The organism is Akkermansiaceae bacterium, assembly GCA_017798145.1.
Lineage (GTDB): Bacteria > Verrucomicrobiota > Verrucomicrobiia > Verrucomicrobiales > Akkermansiaceae > Luteolibacter.
The window spans coordinates 3632660-3653859 of the sequence record CP059069.1 but is presented as its reverse complement, the minus strand read 5'-3'; the positions used below and the strand labels follow the sequence as shown (position 1 = coordinate 3653859).

At 62.5% G+C, this 21200-nt stretch carries 16 protein-coding genes; 5 read left to right on the top strand and 11 right to left on the bottom strand.

From position 1 onward, the window contains the following. Positions 1-62: 62 nt before the first annotated feature. On the bottom strand, positions 63-3113 hold the full coding sequence (locus tag HZ994_15635; protein ID QTN33680.1) for a hypothetical protein: 3051 nt from the start codon (positions 3111-3113) through the stop codon (positions 63-65). Between the two features lie 72 nt (positions 3114-3185). On the opposite strand from HZ994_15635, the gene HZ994_15630 reads away from it, so the two are divergent. Beyond that, positions 3186-3437, top strand: coding sequence for a helix-turn-helix transcriptional regulator (locus tag HZ994_15630; protein QTN34422.1), 252 nt, complete (start codon positions 3186-3188; stop codon positions 3435-3437). On the opposite strand, the gene HZ994_15625 is transcribed toward HZ994_15630, so the two are convergent. Both HZ994_15625 and HZ994_15620 read right to left on the bottom strand, forming a co-directional pair. Further along, complete coding sequence (locus HZ994_15625; protein ID QTN33679.1) at positions 3423-6623, bottom strand: efflux RND transporter permease subunit; 3201 nt, start codon at positions 6621-6623, stop codon at positions 3423-3425. The two genes, HZ994_15630 and HZ994_15625, sit on opposite strands and share 15 nt — an antisense overlap. A 56-nt stretch (positions 6624-6679) precedes the next feature. Then, the gene (locus HZ994_15620; GenBank protein ID QTN33678.1) at positions 6680-7093 is read right to left on the bottom strand and encodes an Rrf2 family transcriptional regulator; all 414 of its coding nucleotides are present in this window, start codon (positions 7091-7093) and stop codon (positions 6680-6682) included. Positions 7094-7121: 28 nt separating this feature from the next. Between HZ994_15620 and cysE the strand changes: the two genes are divergently transcribed. Together cysE and HZ994_15610 are read left to right on the top strand one after the other, a co-directional pair. After that, complete coding sequence (gene cysE, locus HZ994_15615; protein QTN34421.1) at positions 7122-7940, top strand: serine O-acetyltransferase; 819 nt, start codon at positions 7122-7124, stop codon at positions 7938-7940. Between the two features lie 4 nt (positions 7941-7944). Then, positions 7945-10398 (top strand): MFS transporter, encoded by a 2454-nt coding sequence (locus HZ994_15610; GenBank protein ID QTN33677.1) that lies wholly within the window; start codon positions 7945-7947, stop codon positions 10396-10398. Positions 10399-10400: 2 nt separating this feature from the next. Here the strand turns inward: HZ994_15610 and HZ994_15605 are convergent, their stop codons facing one another. The 6 genes from HZ994_15605 to HZ994_15580 all read right to left on the bottom strand — a co-directional run bounded on the left by HZ994_15605 (position 10401) and on the right by HZ994_15580 (position 16494). Beyond that, positions 10401-11870, bottom strand: coding sequence for an SUMF1/EgtB/PvdO family nonheme iron enzyme (locus HZ994_15605; GenBank protein QTN33676.1), 1470 nt, complete (start codon positions 11868-11870; stop codon positions 10401-10403). Positions 11871-11902: 32 nt separating this feature from the next. Continuing rightward, entirely contained in the window at positions 11903-13009 is a 1107-nt protein-coding gene (locus HZ994_15600; protein QTN33675.1) for a hypothetical protein, read from the bottom strand. Next, entirely contained in the window at positions 13006-14604 is a 1599-nt protein-coding gene (locus tag HZ994_15595; protein QTN33674.1) for an FAD-binding protein, read from the bottom strand. Before HZ994_15595 ends, HZ994_15600 begins: the two co-directional genes overlap by 4 nt. Positions 14605-15184: 580 nt before the next feature. Continuing rightward, complete coding sequence (locus HZ994_15590) at positions 15185-15529, bottom strand: acyl-CoA thioesterase (GenBank protein QTN33673.1); 345 nt, start codon at positions 15527-15529, stop codon at positions 15185-15187. Positions 15530-15572: 43 nt separating this feature from the next. After that, the gene (locus HZ994_15585) at positions 15573-16037 is read right to left on the bottom strand and encodes a DoxX family protein (GenBank protein ID QTN33672.1); all 465 of its coding nucleotides are present in this window, start codon (positions 16035-16037) and stop codon (positions 15573-15575) included. A gap of 7 nt (positions 16038-16044) precedes the next feature. Beyond that, entirely contained in the window at positions 16045-16494 is a 450-nt protein-coding gene (locus tag HZ994_15580; GenBank protein QTN33671.1) for a single-stranded DNA-binding protein, read from the bottom strand. Positions 16495-16582: 88 nt separating this feature from the next. On the opposite strand from HZ994_15580, the gene HZ994_15575 reads away from it, so the two are divergent. After that, positions 16583-16978, top strand: coding sequence for a DUF3147 family protein (locus tag HZ994_15575; GenBank protein QTN33670.1), 396 nt, complete (start codon positions 16583-16585; stop codon positions 16976-16978). A gap of 3 nt (positions 16979-16981) precedes the next feature. Here the strand turns inward: HZ994_15575 and HZ994_15570 are convergent, their stop codons facing one another. After that, positions 16982-18430 (bottom strand): GTPase/DUF3482 domain-containing protein, encoded by a 1449-nt coding sequence (locus HZ994_15570; protein QTN33669.1) that lies wholly within the window; start codon positions 18428-18430, stop codon positions 16982-16984. Then, positions 18427-19773 carry a DUF2868 domain-containing protein gene (locus HZ994_15565; GenBank protein QTN33668.1) on the bottom strand — a complete coding sequence of 449 codons (1347 nt, stop codon included), beginning with the start codon at positions 19771-19773 and terminating at the stop codon, positions 18427-18429. The genes HZ994_15570 and HZ994_15565 overlap by 4 nt, the downstream gene beginning before the upstream one ends. 144 nt (positions 19774-19917) lie before the next feature. On the opposite strand from HZ994_15565, the gene HZ994_15560 reads away from it, so the two are divergent. Next, on the top strand, positions 19918-21186 hold the full coding sequence (locus HZ994_15560) for an N-acetylmuramoyl-L-alanine amidase (GenBank protein ID QTN33667.1): 1269 nt from the start codon (positions 19918-19920) through the stop codon (positions 21184-21186). The last annotated feature ends 14 nt before the right edge of the window (positions 21187-21200 follow it).

Sequence of the window (21200 nt, the reverse complement as noted above, 5' to 3'; positions counted from 1 at the left end):
ATCACTAGCAAAACTGCTTGGGGTCACAGCCAGAATAAGTGCGAAGGCTATGCTGATTACTCTCATTGATTTGGATTGTTTAATCTGGCCTCTTCGGCTGTTAACCATTTCTCCGCATCATCCCACTCCCGCTTCACCAGCAGGCCAAGGGAGTTGCCGGTTTTCTTTTTTGTGCCGGAGCGCATGAGCCGCTCGCCGTGATTCGTGCCCGGCAGTGGAGAGAGGTTGTCTCCGAGGTCGGGATGCCCTTCGCCGACCAAAATGTGGCCGATCTCGTGCCCAATGGTGTCGAGGAAATCCGCGTCTGTATTTCGCAGTCCATTGGCGATGACGCAGGTCCTTGTGGGAATGTTTGACAGTCCGTCTGCGAAATTGAAATAGAATTGGTTCTTATCGGGAAACCAGCCGCGCATAAAGAGGTACGTCGCCCCGCCTACGACGTAAAGATTGATGGAGGCATCGTCGTCGTGTCCCGCCGCCCTGATGGAATCGAATTCTATACTCAAATCGGCCTGGGTATCGAGATGCCCATTTGTGGCAGTCGGGGCGTTCAAGGCGTTCGGTGGAGCGCCATAGGCCGCTCCCGTGGCGGTGTCGAATCGGACGGTGTTTTCCTCTATCTTGCAGTCGAATTCCACATTGAGCTGGGGCGTGAAGAGGTCGTTGAGATAGTTGTCGAGTAGTTCCTTGGTGGGTTGGAAGTCCGGGGCACGCAAGGGCTTATAGTTGGGGTCGTTGGGCGATGTGTTGGGGGGATTTTGATCCGAGGTGATGAGCCAGAGAGTGACCTTGAGTTTCCGGTATTTCATCACCTTGAAGCCGACGGGTTTGGAGACGGAGGTGTTGTCCCCCATCTTCAGGTCGAGGAGGATTTCCGAACCGGTGTCGGTCAATGGCGCCGCTCTGATCATAAGCGACTGGCCCGGTGCCGTGACAGTGCCCTCGGGCTGCCCGCCGAAGGTGATGCCCTCCGCCGAAAGTGTCAGCGGAGCGGTTTCATGTATGGGCGCGTCGATGACGATCTCCTTTGAGTAGCTGCCGCGCGGAGCCATGATCCAAATGCGATCCTGGACGTGGTCGATGTTGTCATCGGAAGTCGCGGGATCGCTGCTGCCGATAGAGAACGCATCCACCCCTACGGCCTTCTCCACAATGACGTTCGCCGAATTGGTGGAACGTCCCTTGATGCGGATCGGCAGCAGAGCAGCGGAAACATTGTCCGGAGGGTTTGTATCGGCCGGGCGGTCGTGGGCGAGGATCCAGCCTCCGGGGCTGGTGTCGGAGAGCTGGGCAACGGGGCTGGTCTTCCAGCGCTCCGGGATGCCGGGGGCGGCGCGGGCGATGCTTGTCCATTTGCCATTTAGTAGGATGGCGGGAGGAAGCTCCCCTTCGGGGAAATGTTTTCTGATGGCTGTGCCGTTATCCGCGATGTCGAGGGTATCTGCGAGCAGTTGGCTGACCTGCCATTTGTTATCCTTGAAGACTTGCGCCTGTTCAAACGGCGAGGCGGAGGTTGCCACGGGATTGCCGTTGCCGTTGTCGAGGATGTTCACCGGGTCGCGGACTGGGATGTCCACATTGAAGGGCGAGGTGATGTTGCTTTCCGACCAGGCTCCGAGGATGTCGTATTCACTGCCCCAGACGATGCCTCCGGGTCCGGTGCCTTTGGTGAATTCGGCGGCGGGGGCGGATGCAAGCGGGTTGCCTCCGGCGGGGAGCGTCCATTTTTTCCAGCCAGCATCCTCTCCTGGCGGCCCGCCCCCCGCCAATGCCCCGTCCCAGATGAAGGCATGGCTGAAAAAATTCCCGTCGTTGTCAAGATGGAGCGCGTACCGGCTGTCCGTCAGCTCGGCGTAGGTCGTGACGCCGTTTGCCCCCAGCGAAACCATGGCGGGAATTGCTTCCGGAGACGGCCACTGGAACAGGGCGTCGAAAAACCAGGGGTCAGGAACCGTCCCGTCACCGACCATGAAATAGTTTCCGGAGCCGATGATCTGATCACGCTCGTTGATAGCCCGGGCGTAGATGCCGTGGTCTCCGTGTTCAGGCTGCTGATGTCCGGGAATCTGGCCTTGGTCGTTGATGAGATTCTGGAACACGCCACCTTTCCAGATTTTATTGGGAAAGAGGACTGTACCCCGATCATTGATTGCGATAGGGGGAGTTGTGGCGGCCGGGAAAACGAACATTGCGTAGCGCGGCAGGGCCACGATTTCGTAGGCGACGAGGCCGTCATCTGCGGCGATGTCGAGGGCGTCCGGGATGCCGTCGACGTCGGAATCGAGCTGTTGACCGTCGGGGATTCCGTCCTTGTTGGTGTCGGCGTTGAAGGGGTCGGCAACCAGGCCGTCACCGGCTGCCGCCTGCGCGGCGGCGAGCGCGAACTCGAGATGATCGGGGCTGCCGTCGCCGTCGGAGTCGAGCGACCAATCGGCCTTGATGCGCCAATAACCCATCGCACCCGGGGCAGGCGGCGGTGGCGGGGGGGTGTTGCGGGCGGTCGTAGCGGCGGCCGCCACCGCTGTGTTAAAATCCGCGAATCCGGCCTCAAGGTCGGCGATCATTGCGGCGTCCTTCGTTTCCAGAAAGGGATTGTGCACGGGCGGGGTGGTTGCACCGGCGGGGCGTGTGATGAAGAACTGGTGGGTGCCGTGGGATGCTGCGAAGATTGGAACGGTATCCCAATCCGATGCGATGTTTCCGGCGATGAGGTATTGGATCGCGTTGCCGTGGTCGTGCGACGGCCAGGATACCACTGTCCCTCCGCTGGCTCCGGATGAGGCCTGGATGGCAATGCTGGCGCTGTTGGGAACGGGCGGCATTGGCGGCGGATTCTCAGGATCGGGTGGCGGAGGGGCGGGAGCCGTCTCCCGCATCGCGGCGGCGAACTCGTGGCCAAGCCCATAGGTCTTCCCGATCTCCGTCCATGTCTCGAGCGCATCGGAGTGGTAGAAAGTGTATTCCACACCGGGGACGGTGGTGAAGATCACACACTGCTGGGTGGAGCCATCTGTGGCGGTGATTTCCTGGAACCAGGTGGATGGGATGAGCGGGTTCTCCGGCGTGGCGGAGAGGGTGGTGATCGCGAAGGGGAGGAGGAAGAGCGATTTCATTCGCTTCAGACTAAAGACTACCGTGAAGGAGGTGTAAAGCCCGTTCTCGGAGACATACGCTGCTTGCTTTTAATGGAAGGTGACGTTCTTAAATGCTTGCTCTGGCGGCTCAAAGCCTTGCGGGAGGAGCGTGGTTGGACGCAAGAGAAATTCGCTGAAGTTGCAGGCATGTCATACAAATACTATCAGGCCGTTGAGGCCGGTAGGAAAAAAGACCTGAGGCTTTCCACTTTGGAAAGATTGGCGGAAGGGCACGAAATTGAGGTTTGGCTACTCTTGGCACCCATCGGGAGGGGGACGAAGGGATCGTCAAAGAACGGTTGATCCGGCGACAGCCTCCGCAGCCTCCCCATCGGGTGCGGGCTTCCCACCCGGATACCGCCACCAGACCCATGCCTTGCCGAGATGCTTGCGGATGTCCTCCGCCGCGAGGTATGCGGATGGGATGAGGTAGAGGGTGATGACCGTTGCGAAAAGGATGCCGAAGGCCAGCGAGGTGGCCATCGGGATGAGCAGCTGCGCCTGGAGCGAGCGGTCGAATAGCAGCGGCAGCAGCCCGGCGAAGGTGGTGGCGGAGGTTAGGAAAATGGGGCGGAAGCGGCGGGTTCCAGACTGCACCACCGCCTCGCGCAAGCCCATTCCATCGCGGACTTTCTGGTTGATGAAATCCACCATCACCAACGAATCGTTCACCACCACCCCGGCCAGCGCGAGGATCCCGAAGATCGACAGATAGGACGGCGTGATGTCCATGATGATGTGGCCGAAGAGCGCACCGATCGCGCCAAAGGGAACGGCGAGCATGACGAAGAATGGCTGATAGAGGGAGCGGAAGGGGATCGCCAGCAAGGCGTAGAGCGCGAAGAACAGGGCAAGCCCGCCGTAGATGGCGCGGGACTTCGTTTCCTCATGGTCGGCGACGTAGCCGGTGTAGCGCCATGAGAGGTCGTGGTGGGAGTTGAAAATGCCTTCCAGCTCCGCGCTGAGGGTCCGCGAGATGCCTACGACATCAACGTCCTCATCGACCGGCGTGGCATGGACCTCCACGACCTGCGCGCCGTCCACCCGCTCGATGCGGGAACGGGCCTTGGTAAACCTTGCGTTCGCCACCGTCGGGAAAGGGGCTTCGCCGCCGGAGGGGGTTCGGATCCGGAGCTGGTCGAGGGTGGCGAGGCTTTCCCGTTCTTCAAGAGGCATGCGTATCATGACCCGGATATCGTCCCGCCCGCGCTGGATGCGCTGCGCCTGCTCACCGAAGAAAGCCGCGCGAACCTGCCGGGAAAGCTCCCTCTGCGTCAGGCCGAGCGCCTCGCCCTCCGGGCGTATCGTCACCAGCAGCTCATCGTTCGACCCGCCGGAACTGGACCACGCGCTCTCGATCCCATCGTAGGATTCCAGCAGCGTCTCCACATCCCGCACCACCTGGTCTTTCCCCTCCCCATCCGGCCCGCGGATCTCGACACTGAGCGACTCCACCTCGTTGTCCGATCCCATCCCAAAGCCCCTGTCCCCCGAGATGTAGAAATTCTGCACATCCGGCATGCTGCCCGCGAGTTCCGTCCAGCGCGCCGCGATCTCGGAATTCTTCGGCCCCGGTTCGCTGCGTTTCCCGGGATCGGTGACACCGATGATGATGCAGCCGGTGTTGGCATCCACGCCGTTGCGGTGCGGGAAACCGCCGGCGGAGGCCAGCACATCGGTGATCAGGGACTCGCCTGTCGCCGGATCGGTGAACTCCCTTTTTAGCTGCGGCAGGAAAGAGGCGACGTAGTCGGTGCGCACCTCCGTTCCGGCCACCTGGGTGTCGGCGGGCATGCGCACCATTGCGATGATGCGGTTCTTGTCGATGGACGGCATGTTGACGAAGCCCATTTTCCCCGAACTGAAATAGCCGACCGAGGCCATCCCGGCCGCAAGGAAAAGCGAGAGGGTGACATAGCGGTGGCGTGTCGCGAGCCGCAGCGTGGGATCGTAGAATCTGTCCACGAACCACTCCAGGCTGTCGGCGATGCGCTTCTGGAAACGCTCGAAGACGTTGAGCCGTTTCCTATGGACCTTCACATGCTTGAGGTGGCAGGGCAGCGCGAGCTTGGACTCGATGAGGGAAAAGATCAGCACGGCGGCGACGATGGGCGGGATCTGCTTTGTGAATGCACCGTAGAAACCATCGAAAAACATGAGCGGCACGAAGGCGACGATGGTCGTCAGCACACCGAAGGTCACGGGGGTGGCGATCTCGATGGTGCCCTCGGTGGCGGCCTCCAGCGGATCCTCGCCCGCCCGGAGCCTGGTGTATACGTTTTCGGCCGTGACAATGGCATCGTCCACCACCAGGCCGATCACGATGATGAAGCCGAAGATGGACATGACGTTCGCAGTCAGGCCGACCCAGGGCATGACGATGAGGCCGCCGGCAAAGGCGACGGGAATGCCCAGCACGACCCAGAAGGCCAGCATGGGGCGCAGGAACAGGCCGAGGACGATGAGCACCAGCAGACCGCCCATGAACATGGAATTGAGCAGGGTGCCGAGCCGCCCCTGGAGCTCCTCCGAGGAATCGTCCCAGACGGAAATGGCGACACCCTCCGGGAAACGGCCCGGAGCGGAGGCGACGTAGCGTTTCACATTCGCGGCGATCTCAAGGGCATTCTCATCGCCGAGGCGCAGCACTTCGACGATGAGGCAGGGCTTGCCGTTGAAGCGCATGATTTTCCTTGATTCCTCGAAACCGTCGGAGACGGAGGCGACATCACCCAGCCTCACCTCCGAGCCCTTGCTGTTGGTGATGACAATGCCCTCGAAATCCGCGCGGGTGTAGGCCTGGCCCTTGGAGCGGATGTTCAGCGGACCCTCATCCGTCTGGATGCGGCCGGCGGGGAGATCCACCGATGAGGTGCGTATCGCCTCGCTGAGATCCGCAAAGGTGAGGCCGAAGTCGCGCAGCCTGCGGGGATCCGCCTCCACCGCGATTTCAAGCGGCGAGTTGCCAAGCACGTTCGCCTGCGAGATGCCCCTCATCGCGATGAGGTCGTCGCGCACGGTGCGAGCAGCCCGCAGGAGGTCGGTCTCCTCCATCTCCCCGCACACCGCGACCTTGATGACGTCGAACCACTGGCTGCTGTCCGGGATGGAGACCTCCGGCGGCTCGATCTCCGGCGGGAAGCTGCTGATGCGGTCGACCCTGGTTTTCACCTCCTCGAGCAGGTTTTTGAGGTTCCGCTTGGAGGCGGCATAGACGATGACGCGGGCATTTCCGTCATCAGCGCGGGACTCGACGGAATCGATCCCGGAGAGCCCCTCCAGCGCCGCCTCGATGGGCAGGATCACCGCCTTTTCCACATCCGCCGGGCTGCCGCCGCGGTATGGCACGTTGATGTAGATCATCTCCGGGTTGAAGGATGGCTGCACCTCAAGCGCCACCTTCTCAATCGCCGACCAAGCGCCCCACGCAAGGATCCCGAAAAGCAGGAAATTGGCGGCGATGTCGTTTTTTGCGAACCAGCGGATCATTGGGAGGTGGATAATACGCAGGGCTGGGCGTTATCTTGCCTAACGGGGCAAAGTCCTCAGATGTAGAACATCGGATCCGAGGGCGGGCTGGCGATGGATTCAAGGGTCACGGTGTCGAGGTCGCCGGCGAGTTTGGTGGAAACGCCCTCCCATGCGCGGCGGACGGCGGAGCCGGATTCGCCGTGCTCCAGGGCGGTGTTCTGGAGCTGGGAGGGCTCCACGGCCTCTACGATCTGGCGCAGGGTGATGTTTTCCGCCGGGCGGGAGAGGAGGTAGCCGCCGTTGGCACCCCGGCGGGAGTCGATGATGGCGGCGCGGCGGAGGTCATTGAGGATCTGGACCAAAAAGTTCGCGGAGACAGCTTCGCGTTGCGCAAGGTCGTCGAGTCGGGTAAGGGTCTTCCCGTCATAGGTCTTCGCGAGCTGCACGAGGGCGCGGCATGCGTATTCTAATTTTTGGGAAATTTTCATGAGCGAGAAGGAACAAGCCAAGGGTGGGATGAAGTTGTGCGGTGGGGAAGCCGCGAATTTGGAAAACCTGTGGGCGAAGTTGCGCTCGGAGGCGGAGAGGCTGCACGCGGAGGAGGCGGGGCTGCGGCATCTCGTGGAGGACGTGGTGATCTCGCGCGGGAGCTTTGCGGAATCGCTGGCGGCGCGCCTCGGCAGGCGGCTGGCGCGGGAGGACATGCCGCGCGAGATGATCGAGCCCTTGTTTTCGGAAATCATCTCCGCCAACAGCCGCATCGCCCATGCCTGCGGGCGGGATTTGCTGGCGATGTTCGAGCGGGATCCGGCCTGCTTTTCGCCTCTTGAGCCGCTGCTTTTTTTCAAGGGCTTCATGGCCCTCTCCACCTACCGGGTGAGCCATAGCCTCTGGCAGGACGGGCGGCGCTGGTTGGCGCTCTATCTCCAGAGCGTATCCTCCGAGGTCTTTTCCACCGACATCCATCCCGCGGCGAGGATAGGCTGCGGGATATTGCTGGATCATGCGACTTCGTTCGTCGTCGGCGAGACGGCGATCATCGAGGACGATGTGTCCATACTCCATGAGGTCACGCTGGGAGGAACCGGCAAGGCGACCGGCGACCGCCACCCGATCATCCGCTCCGGCGTGCTTCTGGGCGCGGGTGCGAAAATCCTCGGGAGGGTGGAGATCGGCACGCATGCGAAGGTGGGAGCGGGAAGCGTGGTGCTGGCGGATGTACCGCCGCACACGACGGTTGCGGGGGTTCCGGCGGTGGTCGTCGGGGAGTCCAGGGATGCCAATCCCGCCATGGAGATGAACCAGCACCTCGACTGCCGCGGCGGAAAACCCTGAGACCATGAGCGCCGAGGAACCCGTGGGTGAGCCGGACAAGCGGCAGTGGGTGGGTTTCTGGAGCATGATCGTGCAGCAGACGCAGAACGCCTTCAACGACAAGGCCGCACAGTTCATCCTGATCCCGCTGGGCGGTGCGGTGGCCTTCGAGCTATCGCTTGGCACCTATCTGGGGAAAACGGTTTCCCTCACGGTGGAGTCCGCCGCCGGGCTGATGATCGCGCTGCCCTTCGTCCTCTTCGCCCCCCTGGCAGGATGGATGAGCGACCGGTTCTCCAAGCGCAATGTCATCCTAGGTGCGGCAATCGCCCAGGTTTTCATCCTGACGCTGATCTGTGTGGCGGTTTCCATGCAGGATATGCGGCTGGCTTTGGTAGGGTTTTTCCTCCTCGCTGTGCAGTCGGCGTTTTTCAGCCCTGCCAAAATCGGGATCAACAAGGAACTCGTTGGCTCGAAGCACCTGGGCTTCGCGGCGGGTGTGCAGCAGATGATGGCGATGTTGGCCATCCTGGCGGGGCAGATTGTTTCCGGGTGGTGGTTCGACCGTCGCTATGAGGAGGTCGGCGCGCTACCGGAGAAAGCGTGGGGAGCCGCCTTCGCACCCCTTGTCATCCTGGCCTTCTTCTCGGTGCCTTCGGTGCTGATGGCCATCGCGATTCCGAAGGTTGCCTCTCACCGCAGTGAAAGGCTCACCGCGAAGCTGCTGTTCAGCCATTTCAAGGATCTGGGTGAGCTTTGGAAAGAGCCGGGGCTGCGCCGCGCCTCCTTGGGGGTGGCGTATTTCTGGGGTTTCGCGGCATTCATCAATCTCTGGTCGGTGAAAGTGGCGAAATCCCTGACGCATGGCGGCGAGGGTTTCGGCACGCTCTCCTCGGTGTTCATGGCAGCCGCCTCTCTGGGCATGGCCATCGGCTTCGGATTCGCATCATGGCTGCTGCGGAAACGCATCGAGCTTGGCTGGGTGCCGCTGGCCGGCCTGATGATGACAGGCTGCGCACTGGTGCTGGCCTTCCTGCCTGCGGGCGGATGGCCATTCCTGGCCTGCCTCGGGCTGCTTGCCTTTTCCGCCGCACTCTTCCTCGCCCCCCTCAATGCATGGATGCAGGACCGCTACCCGGCGGACAAGCGCGGCGAGCTCCAGTCCGCCGTGAACCTCCAGGACTGTTTTGCGGGCATACTCGCCGTCGCCGCGATCGGAGGGATGATCGCGCTTGCGGATCTACTAGGGATGTCGGAGCTTGCCGGCTTCCGCATGCAGATGACCGTCATCGGCCTCTCCTGCGGTCTGATGACATGGTATGTCCTTCGCATCCTGCCAGCGGATTTCATACGCCTGGTGTGCATCGGCATGGTGAAATCGATCTACCGCATCCGCCTCACCGGCACCGGGCGCATCCCGAAGGTCGGCGGCGCCCTGCTGCTGCCCAACCACGTCACCTACGCGGACGCCTTTTTCCTCTCCGCCGCCAGCGAGCGGCCCCTGCGCTTCGTGATGGATGAGGCCTTCATGTCGCACCGGGTGATCCGATTCGCGATGCGGCTCTTCGGCGGCGTGCCGATACGCCGCGACCAGCCGCTGGAGGCCGTGCGGAAAACCATCGCCGCGCTGGAGGAGGGTCACCTCGTCGTCCTTTTTCCAGAGGGCCAGCTCACCCGGACAGGCGGGTTGTGCGGGATCGAGCGGGGCTTCGAGCTCATTGCGAGAAAGGCCAAGGCACCCATCATTCCGGTATGGGTCGATGGCTCCTGGGGATCCATTTTCTCCTTCGAGCGCGGTCGTTTTTTCCGAAAAATCCCATATGGCATGACCTACGGCCTGGCGATCGCCGTCGGCGAGGAGATCGAACCGGCCAAGCCGACCTGTGCGGATCTGCAGGCGGCGCTGATGAAAACCTCGACGGCGGCAACAGCCCTGGGATTCCCGCACGGGGCATCGCCCGCGCGGCGCAACGCCCACCGCATGGCACAGTTCGCCGCGATCCCGCGCGGCGCAAGCATTCATGTCCTCGCGGGCGAACTCGAGCCCGCCCTACTCGCATCGCTCGATGAATTCGCGAATCTCACCAAGGGGAGGCTGGTCAGGCACGACCGCTTCGAGCCGCTCGTGGGGGGGCGCTGGATCGGCGGGGAATCGCTGCGCACGCAGATCTCCGGGACAGATCTGTTAGGGGATGCGGTTGTTTTCCACGATTTCGGAGCCCATGCGCTGCAACCCAGCGAACGGGAAAACCTGACCCACCTGCCCGGCCTCGCGCTTGGTGGCGATGTCATCGCGATGTCCATGCCCCACCCGCCCATGCCGATGCGGACGAGCGCCTTCCAGCCCGGCCACAAGCCCGGCTCGTGGGGCAAGATCCTGCCCGGCTGGCACATCGTGGACGGCTGCATCATGCCCGGTGCCATCCCACTTCCGGAAGACTCCGGACTGGACGCTGAAGGCTTCCTGGTGCGCGGGTGAATTCACTCCGCGTCCTTGCAGATGCGGAAGCCAAGATCCGGCCTGCGCAGCATCCTGTCCGCCTCGAAGACACGCTCAAGCGCACCTTTGCCAGGCTTCAGATAGGATCCTCCGAGGATCGGCCACAGCGGCTCGCCCAGCGGATTGGCAGGATTCTGTCGCGGCTCGGATGTCCATTCGGAAACGGAACCCGCCATACCCAGGAGACCGTTGGTGGTGCGATCCGCCGTCTCCGCGTTCACCGGCACGAGATCGCTGACAGGGATTTTGGAAGGGACCGCTGCGCCTGACATGAGCGCTCCGAGCCACATTTCCTGGGTGGGAAGATAGGCGCGCTTCGATTTCGCATAGGCGTAGGCATCCCACCAATCGACCCCCACGACTGGCGTGTGGATGTCGATTTCCCGCCCGTTCCATTCTCCCGCCGCCTTGGCCGCCTGGTATAGCGCAGCCCAGTCATCCGGCAGGTGGCCCGCCTTGCCCGCAGGCTGTTCCGGGTGGTCGAAGGCCTTCTCATCCCCGAGGACGCCAAGGGTCTCAAGGAAAGCCGCATACTCGCCTATCGTCACCTCATATGCGGAGATCCTGAAATCCTGCACCCGCACATTCATGCCATCCGGCGTGGTGTGCCTGCCGCGCTCGACGGATACGAAATCCGGCTTTGGAGCCTCTGCGGCCACCCGCTTCGGCTTCTTCGGCAAGAGCAGGACGGCTGCGATCACCGCAAGCAGCAGGATGCCAACCACCCACACAAACCCGTTCTTTTTCTCCGGGCGCATCGCCGCAGTCGGCGGGGCGACGACATCCGACGGTGTGGTGAGCTGTTGCTCGATCTGCTCGCAATAACCGCGCACCTGCGCCCAGCGCAGCGGCTTGGGCACATCCTGCCCGCGCATCCAAGCCAGCAAAGTCAGGCAACGCGTGGCACCCGGCTGATCCCGGTCGAGCAGCGGCTCCATCTCAATGCCCATCGCCACCACATCCCGGGGCGAATCCTCAGGCGGGCGCTCGCCGGCCACCACCAGGTTCTTCATGCGGATCACCCCTTGCTTGTCCACGTGGATCGCATCCAGCCCGAGCGGCGATGTCGCGTTGCCATGCGTCTCGTGGTAGATGTTCGCCTCGGCGCACCTCTTGAGGATATGCACGAAAAGCTGCGGCTTGATCCTATCCCCCTGCGCCGCACGGCGCGCGAGGGTATCGCCCGGCAGCAGCTCATGCGCGTAGTGGCAGCTCCCGTTTTCGGCACATGCCTCATAGATCGATCCCACCAGCGGGTGCTCCACGGCGGCCATCGCGCGCACATCCGCGAGGAAGGCCTCGATCTCGCCAGCAGCCTCCTCCTTCAGCTCCTCGATGAGCACCATGCGCCCGACCGATGCCTGCTCGGCCAGCCAGGATCTTGTCGTCCTGGTTTCCGAAAGGCATTCCTTCGGGATGTAATCGCCGAATCTGTGGTTCTCTTCGCTCACGCTATCCATACTTGCCGATGTGGCCGCAGATTTCACTCGTTGGGAAGCGGATTGAGAAGCGGAATATCCGGATCGAAGCCCGGAGGCAGGATATCCTCGCTAAGGAATTCCGGAAAATCCCCGCCCGCCGGCGCTGTCTGGCCGATCCGCGCGGCCAGGTCGCGCGGCCAGGCCTGCACATCGAGCACCTCGCCCCTGTAGGTCAGGGTGACCACCTGCCCATAGTAGCTGAGCTCTCCGAAAAGATGCGCCGTCTGCGCATCCCGCTCTGGGATCCGGTAATTCATGCGCAGCGTCTCCTCACCGCCCGCCCAGTCGAAGGGCAGCGATACCCATGAAGGCTCCGCCCAGGATTCATCCTCCAACTGCACGATCTGTCCCTTGTCCGTCTTGTTGAAAAAGGTGACCGCAACCTCGATTTCCTGGGCATCCAGTTCCTCGCCTGGAGCCTTTTGCACCGGCACGCTCAGCACCACCCGCTGCCCGCCCTGCGCCTTGGCATCGTTGAAAATCCTCACCCTGCCCAGCGCGACCTTGCCGAGCATGTCCGTCGGCTGCTCGAAGCCATCCCGCAGTTTCGCGGCAGCCGCCTCGTAAAGCTCGCCCGCGCCGGTCACCCCGAGATTGAAAACCCTTTCATAGTAATCCGCCGCCGCCCCGTAGACACCCATCATCTCATGCACCATGCCCATCTCGTAGAGCACCGTGGGATCCTGCGGCGATTGCTTCAGCGCCTCCTCGAGTTTCACGATCGCCATCCCCATGTCGCCCGCGATCCGCGCCTTCCTGCCATCCTGCACCAGCAGCTCCGCCCGGGGATCGGCGATGGCCGGCATCTCCAGGTCCTGTGGCTCCGGCACCGGTGGCAGCTCCGGGACAAGTGTGACCTCCGCTTTGGGAGCAATCGCCTCACCTCCAGCCACCGGCACGCTGATCCGGATCGGCACGAGCTTCTCCACCTGCCGCTCCACGATCCTGATTTCCCGCCCTTTCTCAATCCGCACCGCCAGCGCCATCCCGGCGATCAGCAACTGTGAAAATGCCATCAGGCCCAGCCCGCAGCACGCAATCACAAACAGGCGCTTCCCTTTCATCGTCCCGGCATGGTGAAGGAAATCCCCCGCCCCGTCAAATTTCATGTTGGGCGGGGAAATCCCGGATGCGCCCCGCAAGCCGCCTCCGCACACTTCATCCCATCCAGGGCCGCAGAAACGATCCCACCCGCGTATCCCGCCCCCTCCCCGCAGGGAAAAAGCCCAACCACTTCCGGATGCTGCAAGGTGATTTCATCTCGGGGGATGCGCAGTGGCGATGAGGTGCGGGTCTCGAATCCGAGCAGCAGCGCCTCGCTGGAGGCATAGCCCTTGATCTGGCGATCAAAGAGCCTCAGCCCCTTGCGCATCCGCGAGGTGATCGCCTGGGGAAGAAGCTCATGGAGCGGGGCGGGGTTCACCCCGGGGAAGTACGATGTCTGTGGTAGATCGGCGGAAATTTTCCCGGAAAGGTAATCCGCCACGCGCTGCCCCGGCGCGACCTGTCCCAGCCCCACATTCCCACCCGCAGCCTTCGCCGAACGCTCGATCGCCTCCTGGAAAGCGATCCCCGCCATGATCCCATGCTGCGGAATGAGGTGCGCGATGTCCACGGGCTCGATGGTCGTCACCAACCCGGAGTTTGCGAAGGGCGAATCGCGGCGGGAAAGCGACATGCCGTTGACCACCACCTGGGCGTCATCGGTCGCCGCCGGAACGATCCATCCCCCCGGGCACATGCAGAAGGAATGCACGCCCCGGTCCGCGATCTTGGTGGCAAGCCGGTAGCGCGCGGCGGGCAGCAGCTCGGGGCGCGGTTTCCCCTCGGGCACGTGGTATTGGTTGCGGTCGATGAAAGGCTGCGGATGCTCGATTCGGAAGCCGATGGCAAAGGGCTTGTGCTCCATCAGCACACCCTTTTCCGCCAGCAGGCGATAGACATCCCGCGCCGAGTGGCCAGTCGCGAGGATCACGGCATCCGCCAAAAACTCCCGCCCGTCCGCCGTGATCGCGCCCCGGATTCTCCCAGCGGAAATCAGGAAATCGCTCACCCGTGCCTGGAAATGCACCTCACCGCCGTGGTGGATGACCGACTGCCGCATCGCCTTGACCACGTTTGGCAAAAGGTTCGAACCGATGTGCGGATGCGCATCTGTCAGGATTTTTTCCGGCGCACCGTGAGCCACCAGCACCCTGTAAACGTCCGCCACCGGGCCGCGTTTCTTGGCGCGGGTATAGAGCTTTCCGTCAGAGAACGTCCCGGCCCCGCCTTCGCCGAAACAGTAGTTCGATTCCGCAATCACCCGTCCCTCCCGCAGGATGGGGGCCAGATCGAAGCGCCGCGCCGAGGCATCCTTGCCCCTCTCGAGGACGATGGGCTTCGCGCCCAGCTCCAGGCATTTGAGCGCCGCGAATAGCCCCGCGGGCCCGGAGCCGACGATCAGCACCCGCCTCGCATTTCCCGCCAGCGCCGGAGCCGTCCAGGCCGGCCTGGGTTCCTCCGGCAGATCCTCGTCCACCGCCACCTCCAGCCGCAGCTGGACCTTCACCTCCCGCTGCCGCGCATCGATGGAATGCTTTCGCAGCCGCAGGCCTTTCACGCGCCCCGGCTCCACCCCCAGCATCTTCGCCACAGCCCCCCTCCGCGCCTCCGTATCTTCGGAAACGCCAAGCGGGAGGACGATGTCTACGGTGTGGATCATCTGGAAATGGTGATACATCAAGTCGGTAACAACCGAAAATTATTCCCATGAATGCACCCAAGGGAACGTGCCTTCCCGCCAATTCACCGTCAACCCCTTCCATGCTTCCCCAAGGTGATCTACCCGAAAAACAGACCTTTGAGCTTTTCCAAGTCATGTATCGAAACAGCCCAGCGCTTGTCCGCAAGCTCGTAGGTTTTTGATCCGGGGTGAACGATCGCCGCCGCCCCCAGACCCAGCTCCTCAAAAGCCATTGTAAAGGATCTCGTGGTTCGCGGAGCCTCGGAATTTTCAAACTCCACGCCGAACAGCTTCCCTTGGGACATGAAGACCAGATCGATCTCCGCGCCGCTCCGGACGCTCCAAGTGAACAACTGTTCCTACGACAGCCCAAGGGATCTGGCTACCTGCCCAAGCGCGAAGCCCTCCCATGATGCACCGAGTGCCGGATGCGCCAGGAGCTGCTCATGGTCGTAAATCCGCAGCAGGGATGAAGAAGGTCGACACTTGGGATAGGCACGCCGGTTGGTCGCGCGTCATGACAGAATCCTATCCCAATTCCATTGATGGCCATCGCCACTCATATCGGCCGCTTCTCACCGCGATCATTTACCGAAACAAAGGAAACGTTCGTCTGGAAAACGGGGATGTCCGGGGCGTTCCTGACATCGGTCACGCGCACCCGATAGGTGACGGAAGTGGTCCCCTTGCGCGTCATCTCGCAGGCGATGCACAGGATCGTACCATCGCCAACGCCGTGGCGGAACTCGACCTTGTCCATGGCGATGGTCACGAACTGGCAGTGCGGAAACTCCGCGGAGGCTGCGATCCAAGCCGCCTCATCGACCCACGAGAGCAGCCGCCCGCCGAAGAGGGAACCGTATTGGTTCAGGTCTCCGGGCAGGACGAGTCGGTGCGTTTCCAAAATTCCACTTTCAAGGTTAGGTCCCAGATCAAGGGAAGGCGACTCACCATTTGCGGCGGCGCTCCTTGAGGATGGCGGCATCGAAGGAATATCTGCCCGCGCCGGAAAGGAGGATGGCGACGGCGGGGATCAGATAGAGCAAGGCGGGTTCCTTGGGGCCCTCCCCTTGGCCAAGGAACCATGGGCCGCCGCCGTGGATGTGGAAGGCCGCCACGGTCATGGTGAATGCGAAAACGAAGGCGGCCGGACGGGTCGCGAAACCGAAGATGATGAGCACGGAGCACACAACCTCCGCGCCTATGGTCGCCATCAGGCTGACGGGCGGGGACATGTATTTGAGCGGAAAGAAATCCGGAACCGGGAAGCCGTCCTTCTTGTCCACAAAATTCTCAATCTTCCCGAGGCCATGCCCGAGGAACATCATCAGCCCGATGCCAATCCGCAGGGCCAGCAAACCGAGGGACGCGGTGGCATCGCGGGTGCCGCAATCGAAGAAGAATGATTTCATGGCCGTCTTAGTTCGGGGATATGCTGATGCGCTTCAGGCGGTCGTCGCCGGATGGCGAAGTCGCCGAGACCCCTTCCTGGCCGGCGATCACGTTGTAGGCCAGGCGGCGGTAGTAGGCGTTGAGAGGGCGCATCCGGTAGGTTTTTTTCTGGGATTTCACCAGTTCCACGAGATCCAGCACCTCCTGCTGGAGCGAATCCTCCTGCATGGAGCGAAAATGCTCGCAATCCACCTTCACCCTCTCCGCATCCGGCATCTGGCGGCGCAGGATGCGGTTCACAAGATACTGGATGTCGTCGAGCCGGTCGCCGTTCTCCCCGATGATCGTCTCCTTGTCCGAGGAAAAGATCTGCAGGCACGGGCCATCCGCTGTTTCCTGCGTCTGGATCTCGGCGACGATCCCGAGGTGCCCGAGCATGGCGTCGAGGATTTTTGAGGCAAGTTCTGCGGCGTTCATACGGAGTGACTTTAACCAAATCCGCATAAGGGTCAACTTCCGCGCGTTTTATGTTGAAGACGTGCGGCCCAGGCGGGAAATTCACGCCATGAGCAACATCCCATGGAGCAAGATCCTCGCCGTCACGCCCTTCGATCTTGTGAAAGTCCTTCTGACCGCGGCCATCATCCTCTTTGTGACCAAAATCCAGCTGTTCAGTGACAAGCTCTCCGCCCTCCTCATCGCCCTGCCGCTCACCTCCCTGCTGGCCATGGTCTGGATGTGGCACGGCGGGGAGAAGGCATCACGAATCGCAGGCCACGCCGAGGGCACCTTCTGGTTCGTCCTGCCCACCCTGCCCATGTTCCTCATCCTCCCCTGGATGCTCCGCAGCGGCTGGTCCTTCTGGACGGCCCTCGGGGCCAATTGCGTCCTCACCACCGCCTTTTTCTGGATCACCGTGATCCTGTTGCGCAAAGTCGGAATCGACCTGATGCCGAAGTGAGGCTCACCTGCCGGCACCAACCTCGGCCAGCGCCTCCTCGAGCGCCCACAGCACCTGCGTCTCAAGGTCCCTGCCAACCGGCCTCTCGCCCTTCGAACAACCCGCGAACCATTTCCCTAACAGCTTCCGCCTATCCTGGGGGAAATGTTTCGTAAATCCCCCCTCATCCGTCGCACCGAGCACCTCGATGTCGCGCCGCCCGTGCGCCCTTTCCAGGATGCGCCCATAGCGCACCAGCACACCATCCAGCAGGACCCAAGGGAAATTGATATTGCCCGGCGGCCCCATCACCAGCTCCTTGGTCTCTCCGGTGGAAAATTTCAGGCCATCCCGCAGATCGACGCGCAGATCGGGAAGCATCCCGCCCTTGAACCACGCCACGCCCGCACCGCCGACACCACCGATCGCCGTGAAAACTCCGTGGGAGATGAAGCCCGTGGCCGTATCGATCGCCGCGCCGCTGGCCGCACCGGTTATGGCGCCAAGCGCCGTCAGTTGCTGACGGCTCAGCCCCCATTTCCTCCACAGCTCCCTGCTCTCAAGATCAATGTCCCGGAAGCTCTCCTCACCGCTCTCCACCTTGAGCAAGTGGTGCCTGTAAATTTCCAGCAATTTCCCGAAGCACCCGCGCTCCAGCTTCTTCAGCCTGTCGAAATACTCCACCCGCAGAGCCTCTTCCTTCTGCTTGCGCCGAGTCGGCATCCGCTCGTCCTTCTCCTCCATCTTGGCCCGAACCCGCAGCTCAAGCGCCTCGGCGAGGAACTCCCGCACCACTTCCGCCGCCTCGTTGCGGCGCTCATCCCACTCAAGCTCGATGAGCGAGATCGTCTCCTCAAGCATCCCGCGGTGCCGCTCCTCGATTTCCAGCAGCGCCTTCATCAGCAGCAGCCTCTGCTCGTACTTCGCGCGGTGGGCATCGAATGTCCTCACCAGGTTGAACGCGCTTCCCAGCTTCTCCCGCCACAGTTCCTCACCCTCCGCCGCGCCTTCCCCACGGCGGTTCAGCAGCGCCAGCCGCGGCCTGCCCGTCCAGCGCAGGATCTCCATCTCCGCCAGGAAATCATCCCGCAAAGGCTTGCCCGGATCCACCACATACAAAACTCCCGCCCCCTCCAAAAGCGGCGCGAGCAGGCGTTTCTCATCCGCAAAATCATCGCCCTTTTCCTCCACGAACCTCCGCAGAGCCCCGAGCCCCGGCGTCCCTTCTCCATGGATCTCACGGATCGCCCGCATCGCCTCCACCGGCCTGGAAAATCCCGGCGTATCGATGAAACGCACACATTCCCTGTTCCCGAAAACCACCTTGTGCGACTGCACCCGCGTGGTCTCGCCCGGCGTCGGGCTGACGCGGATCAGCTCGTTGTCATCGATCTCCAGCAAGGTCGCGATCACCGCGCTCTTGCCCATGTTCACCCGCCCCACCACCGCGAATTCCGGCACACCCCCGCTCATAATCCCCCCTCCCCGTAGAAAAATATCTCCGCCGCCGCATCCTCCAGGCCGTCCACGAAATCACGCCAGATTTCCATTTCCTCCGGTTTCACAGCGGCGGGATTTCCATCCGCGCCTGCATTCGCCACCAGGAAATGGATCATCGTTTCCGCACCCGCAAGTGCGCGGATCTGGGAATGCAGCGCCTTCATCCTCGGTGGCGAGAGCGCCCAACCCTCGGACAGAAGAACCACCCCCGCAGGGGCTTTCCGGATGGATTCCGCAGCCGCCTCCTCGCCCTTCCCGTCCCATACCCCCACCTCGAACCAATCCCCCGGATTCACCCGCAGACGCCGCAGCAGGAAACCCCTAAGACCGTCCGCCTTCAGCCCAGTGCCGCCCACATCCAGCACCAGCACGCCGTCCAGGGGAGCCTCGCTCACATCCGACCGCCGCGTGCCCATGATCTCCCGCCAAAGTTCACGGTGCCGCTTCGCCTGGAAATCCAATCCGCCCAGCGCCTTCCTCTCTTTCGCAACGGCGATCACCCACAACAGCCCCCTCGGCAGCAAGCCCCAGACAAAAATCGCGGCAAAAAGAAACGGATACCACGTCGCGGCCGATTGCATCCGCCAAGCCGACCCCACACCCTCCTCATGCTGGGTGAGCGAAATTCCGGTGATTCCCGGCACCCAGTCCGGAAACAGCCATCCCCAGGGCAATCCAACGAAAGCAGAAACATCATGCAGCCGCGCCGCCATCCACCCGGGGGTCGTCGATTCCCAGAAAAAGCCCACCTCCATGAACCAGATGCAACCCAGCAGCCCCGCCATCAGACCCAGGGAAAACATCACCGCCCCGGCCTGCGTCAGCCTAACCAGGTTCCAGCCCAGCGCCTCCCATCCCCTGCCGCCCTCCTGCCGTAGCGTCCGCCACCATTCCATTTTCCCAGCCCCGCCGAGCTTCCCGACCAGCCAACCTAACAGCCGTGGCACAAACCCAAGCCCCTTGGAAAACCTGACCCTCAACACCCAGGCAAACCCACCGGCAAGCATCACCAGCAGCGGCAAACCCACCGCCACCCCCAGCACCATGGGCACATGAAAGCCCATCCGCCCCCGGTCGAGCATCCCGGTCATCACCCCGACCCCCGCCAGCAACATCACCACCCCGACCAGCACCCCCGCCAGAAACCTGGCGCCCTCCCACACCTCGCCCGGCGTCTCACCCTCCCCCCTCGCCCCGTCCAGCCAGACCCGCATCCCCGCCCGCCGCGCCTCCGCACCCTCAAGGCCTTTCACCGCCGCCCTGACATCCTCCGTACGCACCACCCCCCCGCGACCCGCCAGGGCCTCGAAATCCACCAAATCCCGCAATGTCCATCGCGCCTTCAACCACGCCATCCTAACGACCCCATCCAACAGCGCAAGAAGTGGCTGTGCCCCCTCCCCCTCCACTCGACTCATTTCAGATTTGGAGTTTGATACGAAATGCCTAATCTTTACCCAATGCGAAACCCCGCCCCCATCATCGCCACCGCAACCCTCGGCGTATTTGCCATCTTTCTCCTACTGCGCCCCGAAAAAACCGACCCGCAGCCGCCCCCTGCCCCGGCACCGCAGCCCGATCTCTCCATCCTTGCCGAGCCGCCCGACTGGCCAGCACTCGCCGCCTACCAGCACACCATAACACGCAGCGATTTCGAAAAGCTCCTCACCGAAATTTTCACCACGGACGACACCTGGCGAACCTATATCTCACTCTCCGATCACTCCGCCGAAATCCTCACCTCCACCGATCCCTCCGAGCCACCCTTCATCCTCGAATTCGCCACCCCCGCGAAAACCCTCCAGCCCCCCCGCACCTGGCAATCCACCGGCTCCCTCCCCAGCCCCCCGCCGGATCAAGCCCTCGCCAACCTCCACATCGCCATCGACCCCGGCCACATCGGAGGCGAATGGGCCAAAATCGAAGGCCGGTGGTTCCAGATCGGCTCCGCCAAACCCGTCATCGAAGGCGATATGACCCTCCGCGTCGCTGAAATCCTCAAACCTCTGCTTGAGGCAATGGGCGCAAAAGTCTCCCTCGTACGCTCCACCAACCAACCCGTCACCCCGCTGCGACCGGAGAATTTCACCCGGCTCGCCGAGGCGGACTCCCTCTCCGATCCCGCTTCCCTCCGCCTCTTTGCGGAAAAACTCTTCTACCGCACCGCCGAAATCCGCGCCCGCGCAAAGCTCGTCAATGAAACCATCCAACCCGATCTCGTTCTCTGCCTCCACTTCAACGCAGAGGCATGGGGCGACCCCGCACAGCCCGAACTCGTCCCGCGCACCCACTTCCACATCCTCCTCAACGGCGCATACACCTCCGACGAAATCCACCTCGCTGACCAGCGCTTCGCCATGTTGGAAAAGCTCCTCCAGCGCACCCATGAAGAGGAAGCCCTCGTATCGGAAACCGTCGCCAGAACCTTCGCCGAAATCTCCGGGCTCCCACCATACATCTATCAGGGCGAAGGCGCCAACTTCCGCCCCGTCAACGCCAACCCCTTCCTCTGGGCCCGCAACCTCCTCGCCAACCGCCTCTACGATTGCCCCGTAATCTACATGGAGCCATATGTCATGAACTCCAACATCGACTACCCCCGCTTCCAGGCCGGCGATTACGAAGGGCTCCGGGAAATCAACGGCCAGCACCGACCCTCCATCTACCGCGAATACGCCACCGCCCTTGCCACCGGCCTCGCAAACCATTACTCCCGCATGGAGCGCTGACTCCAGTCCGCATC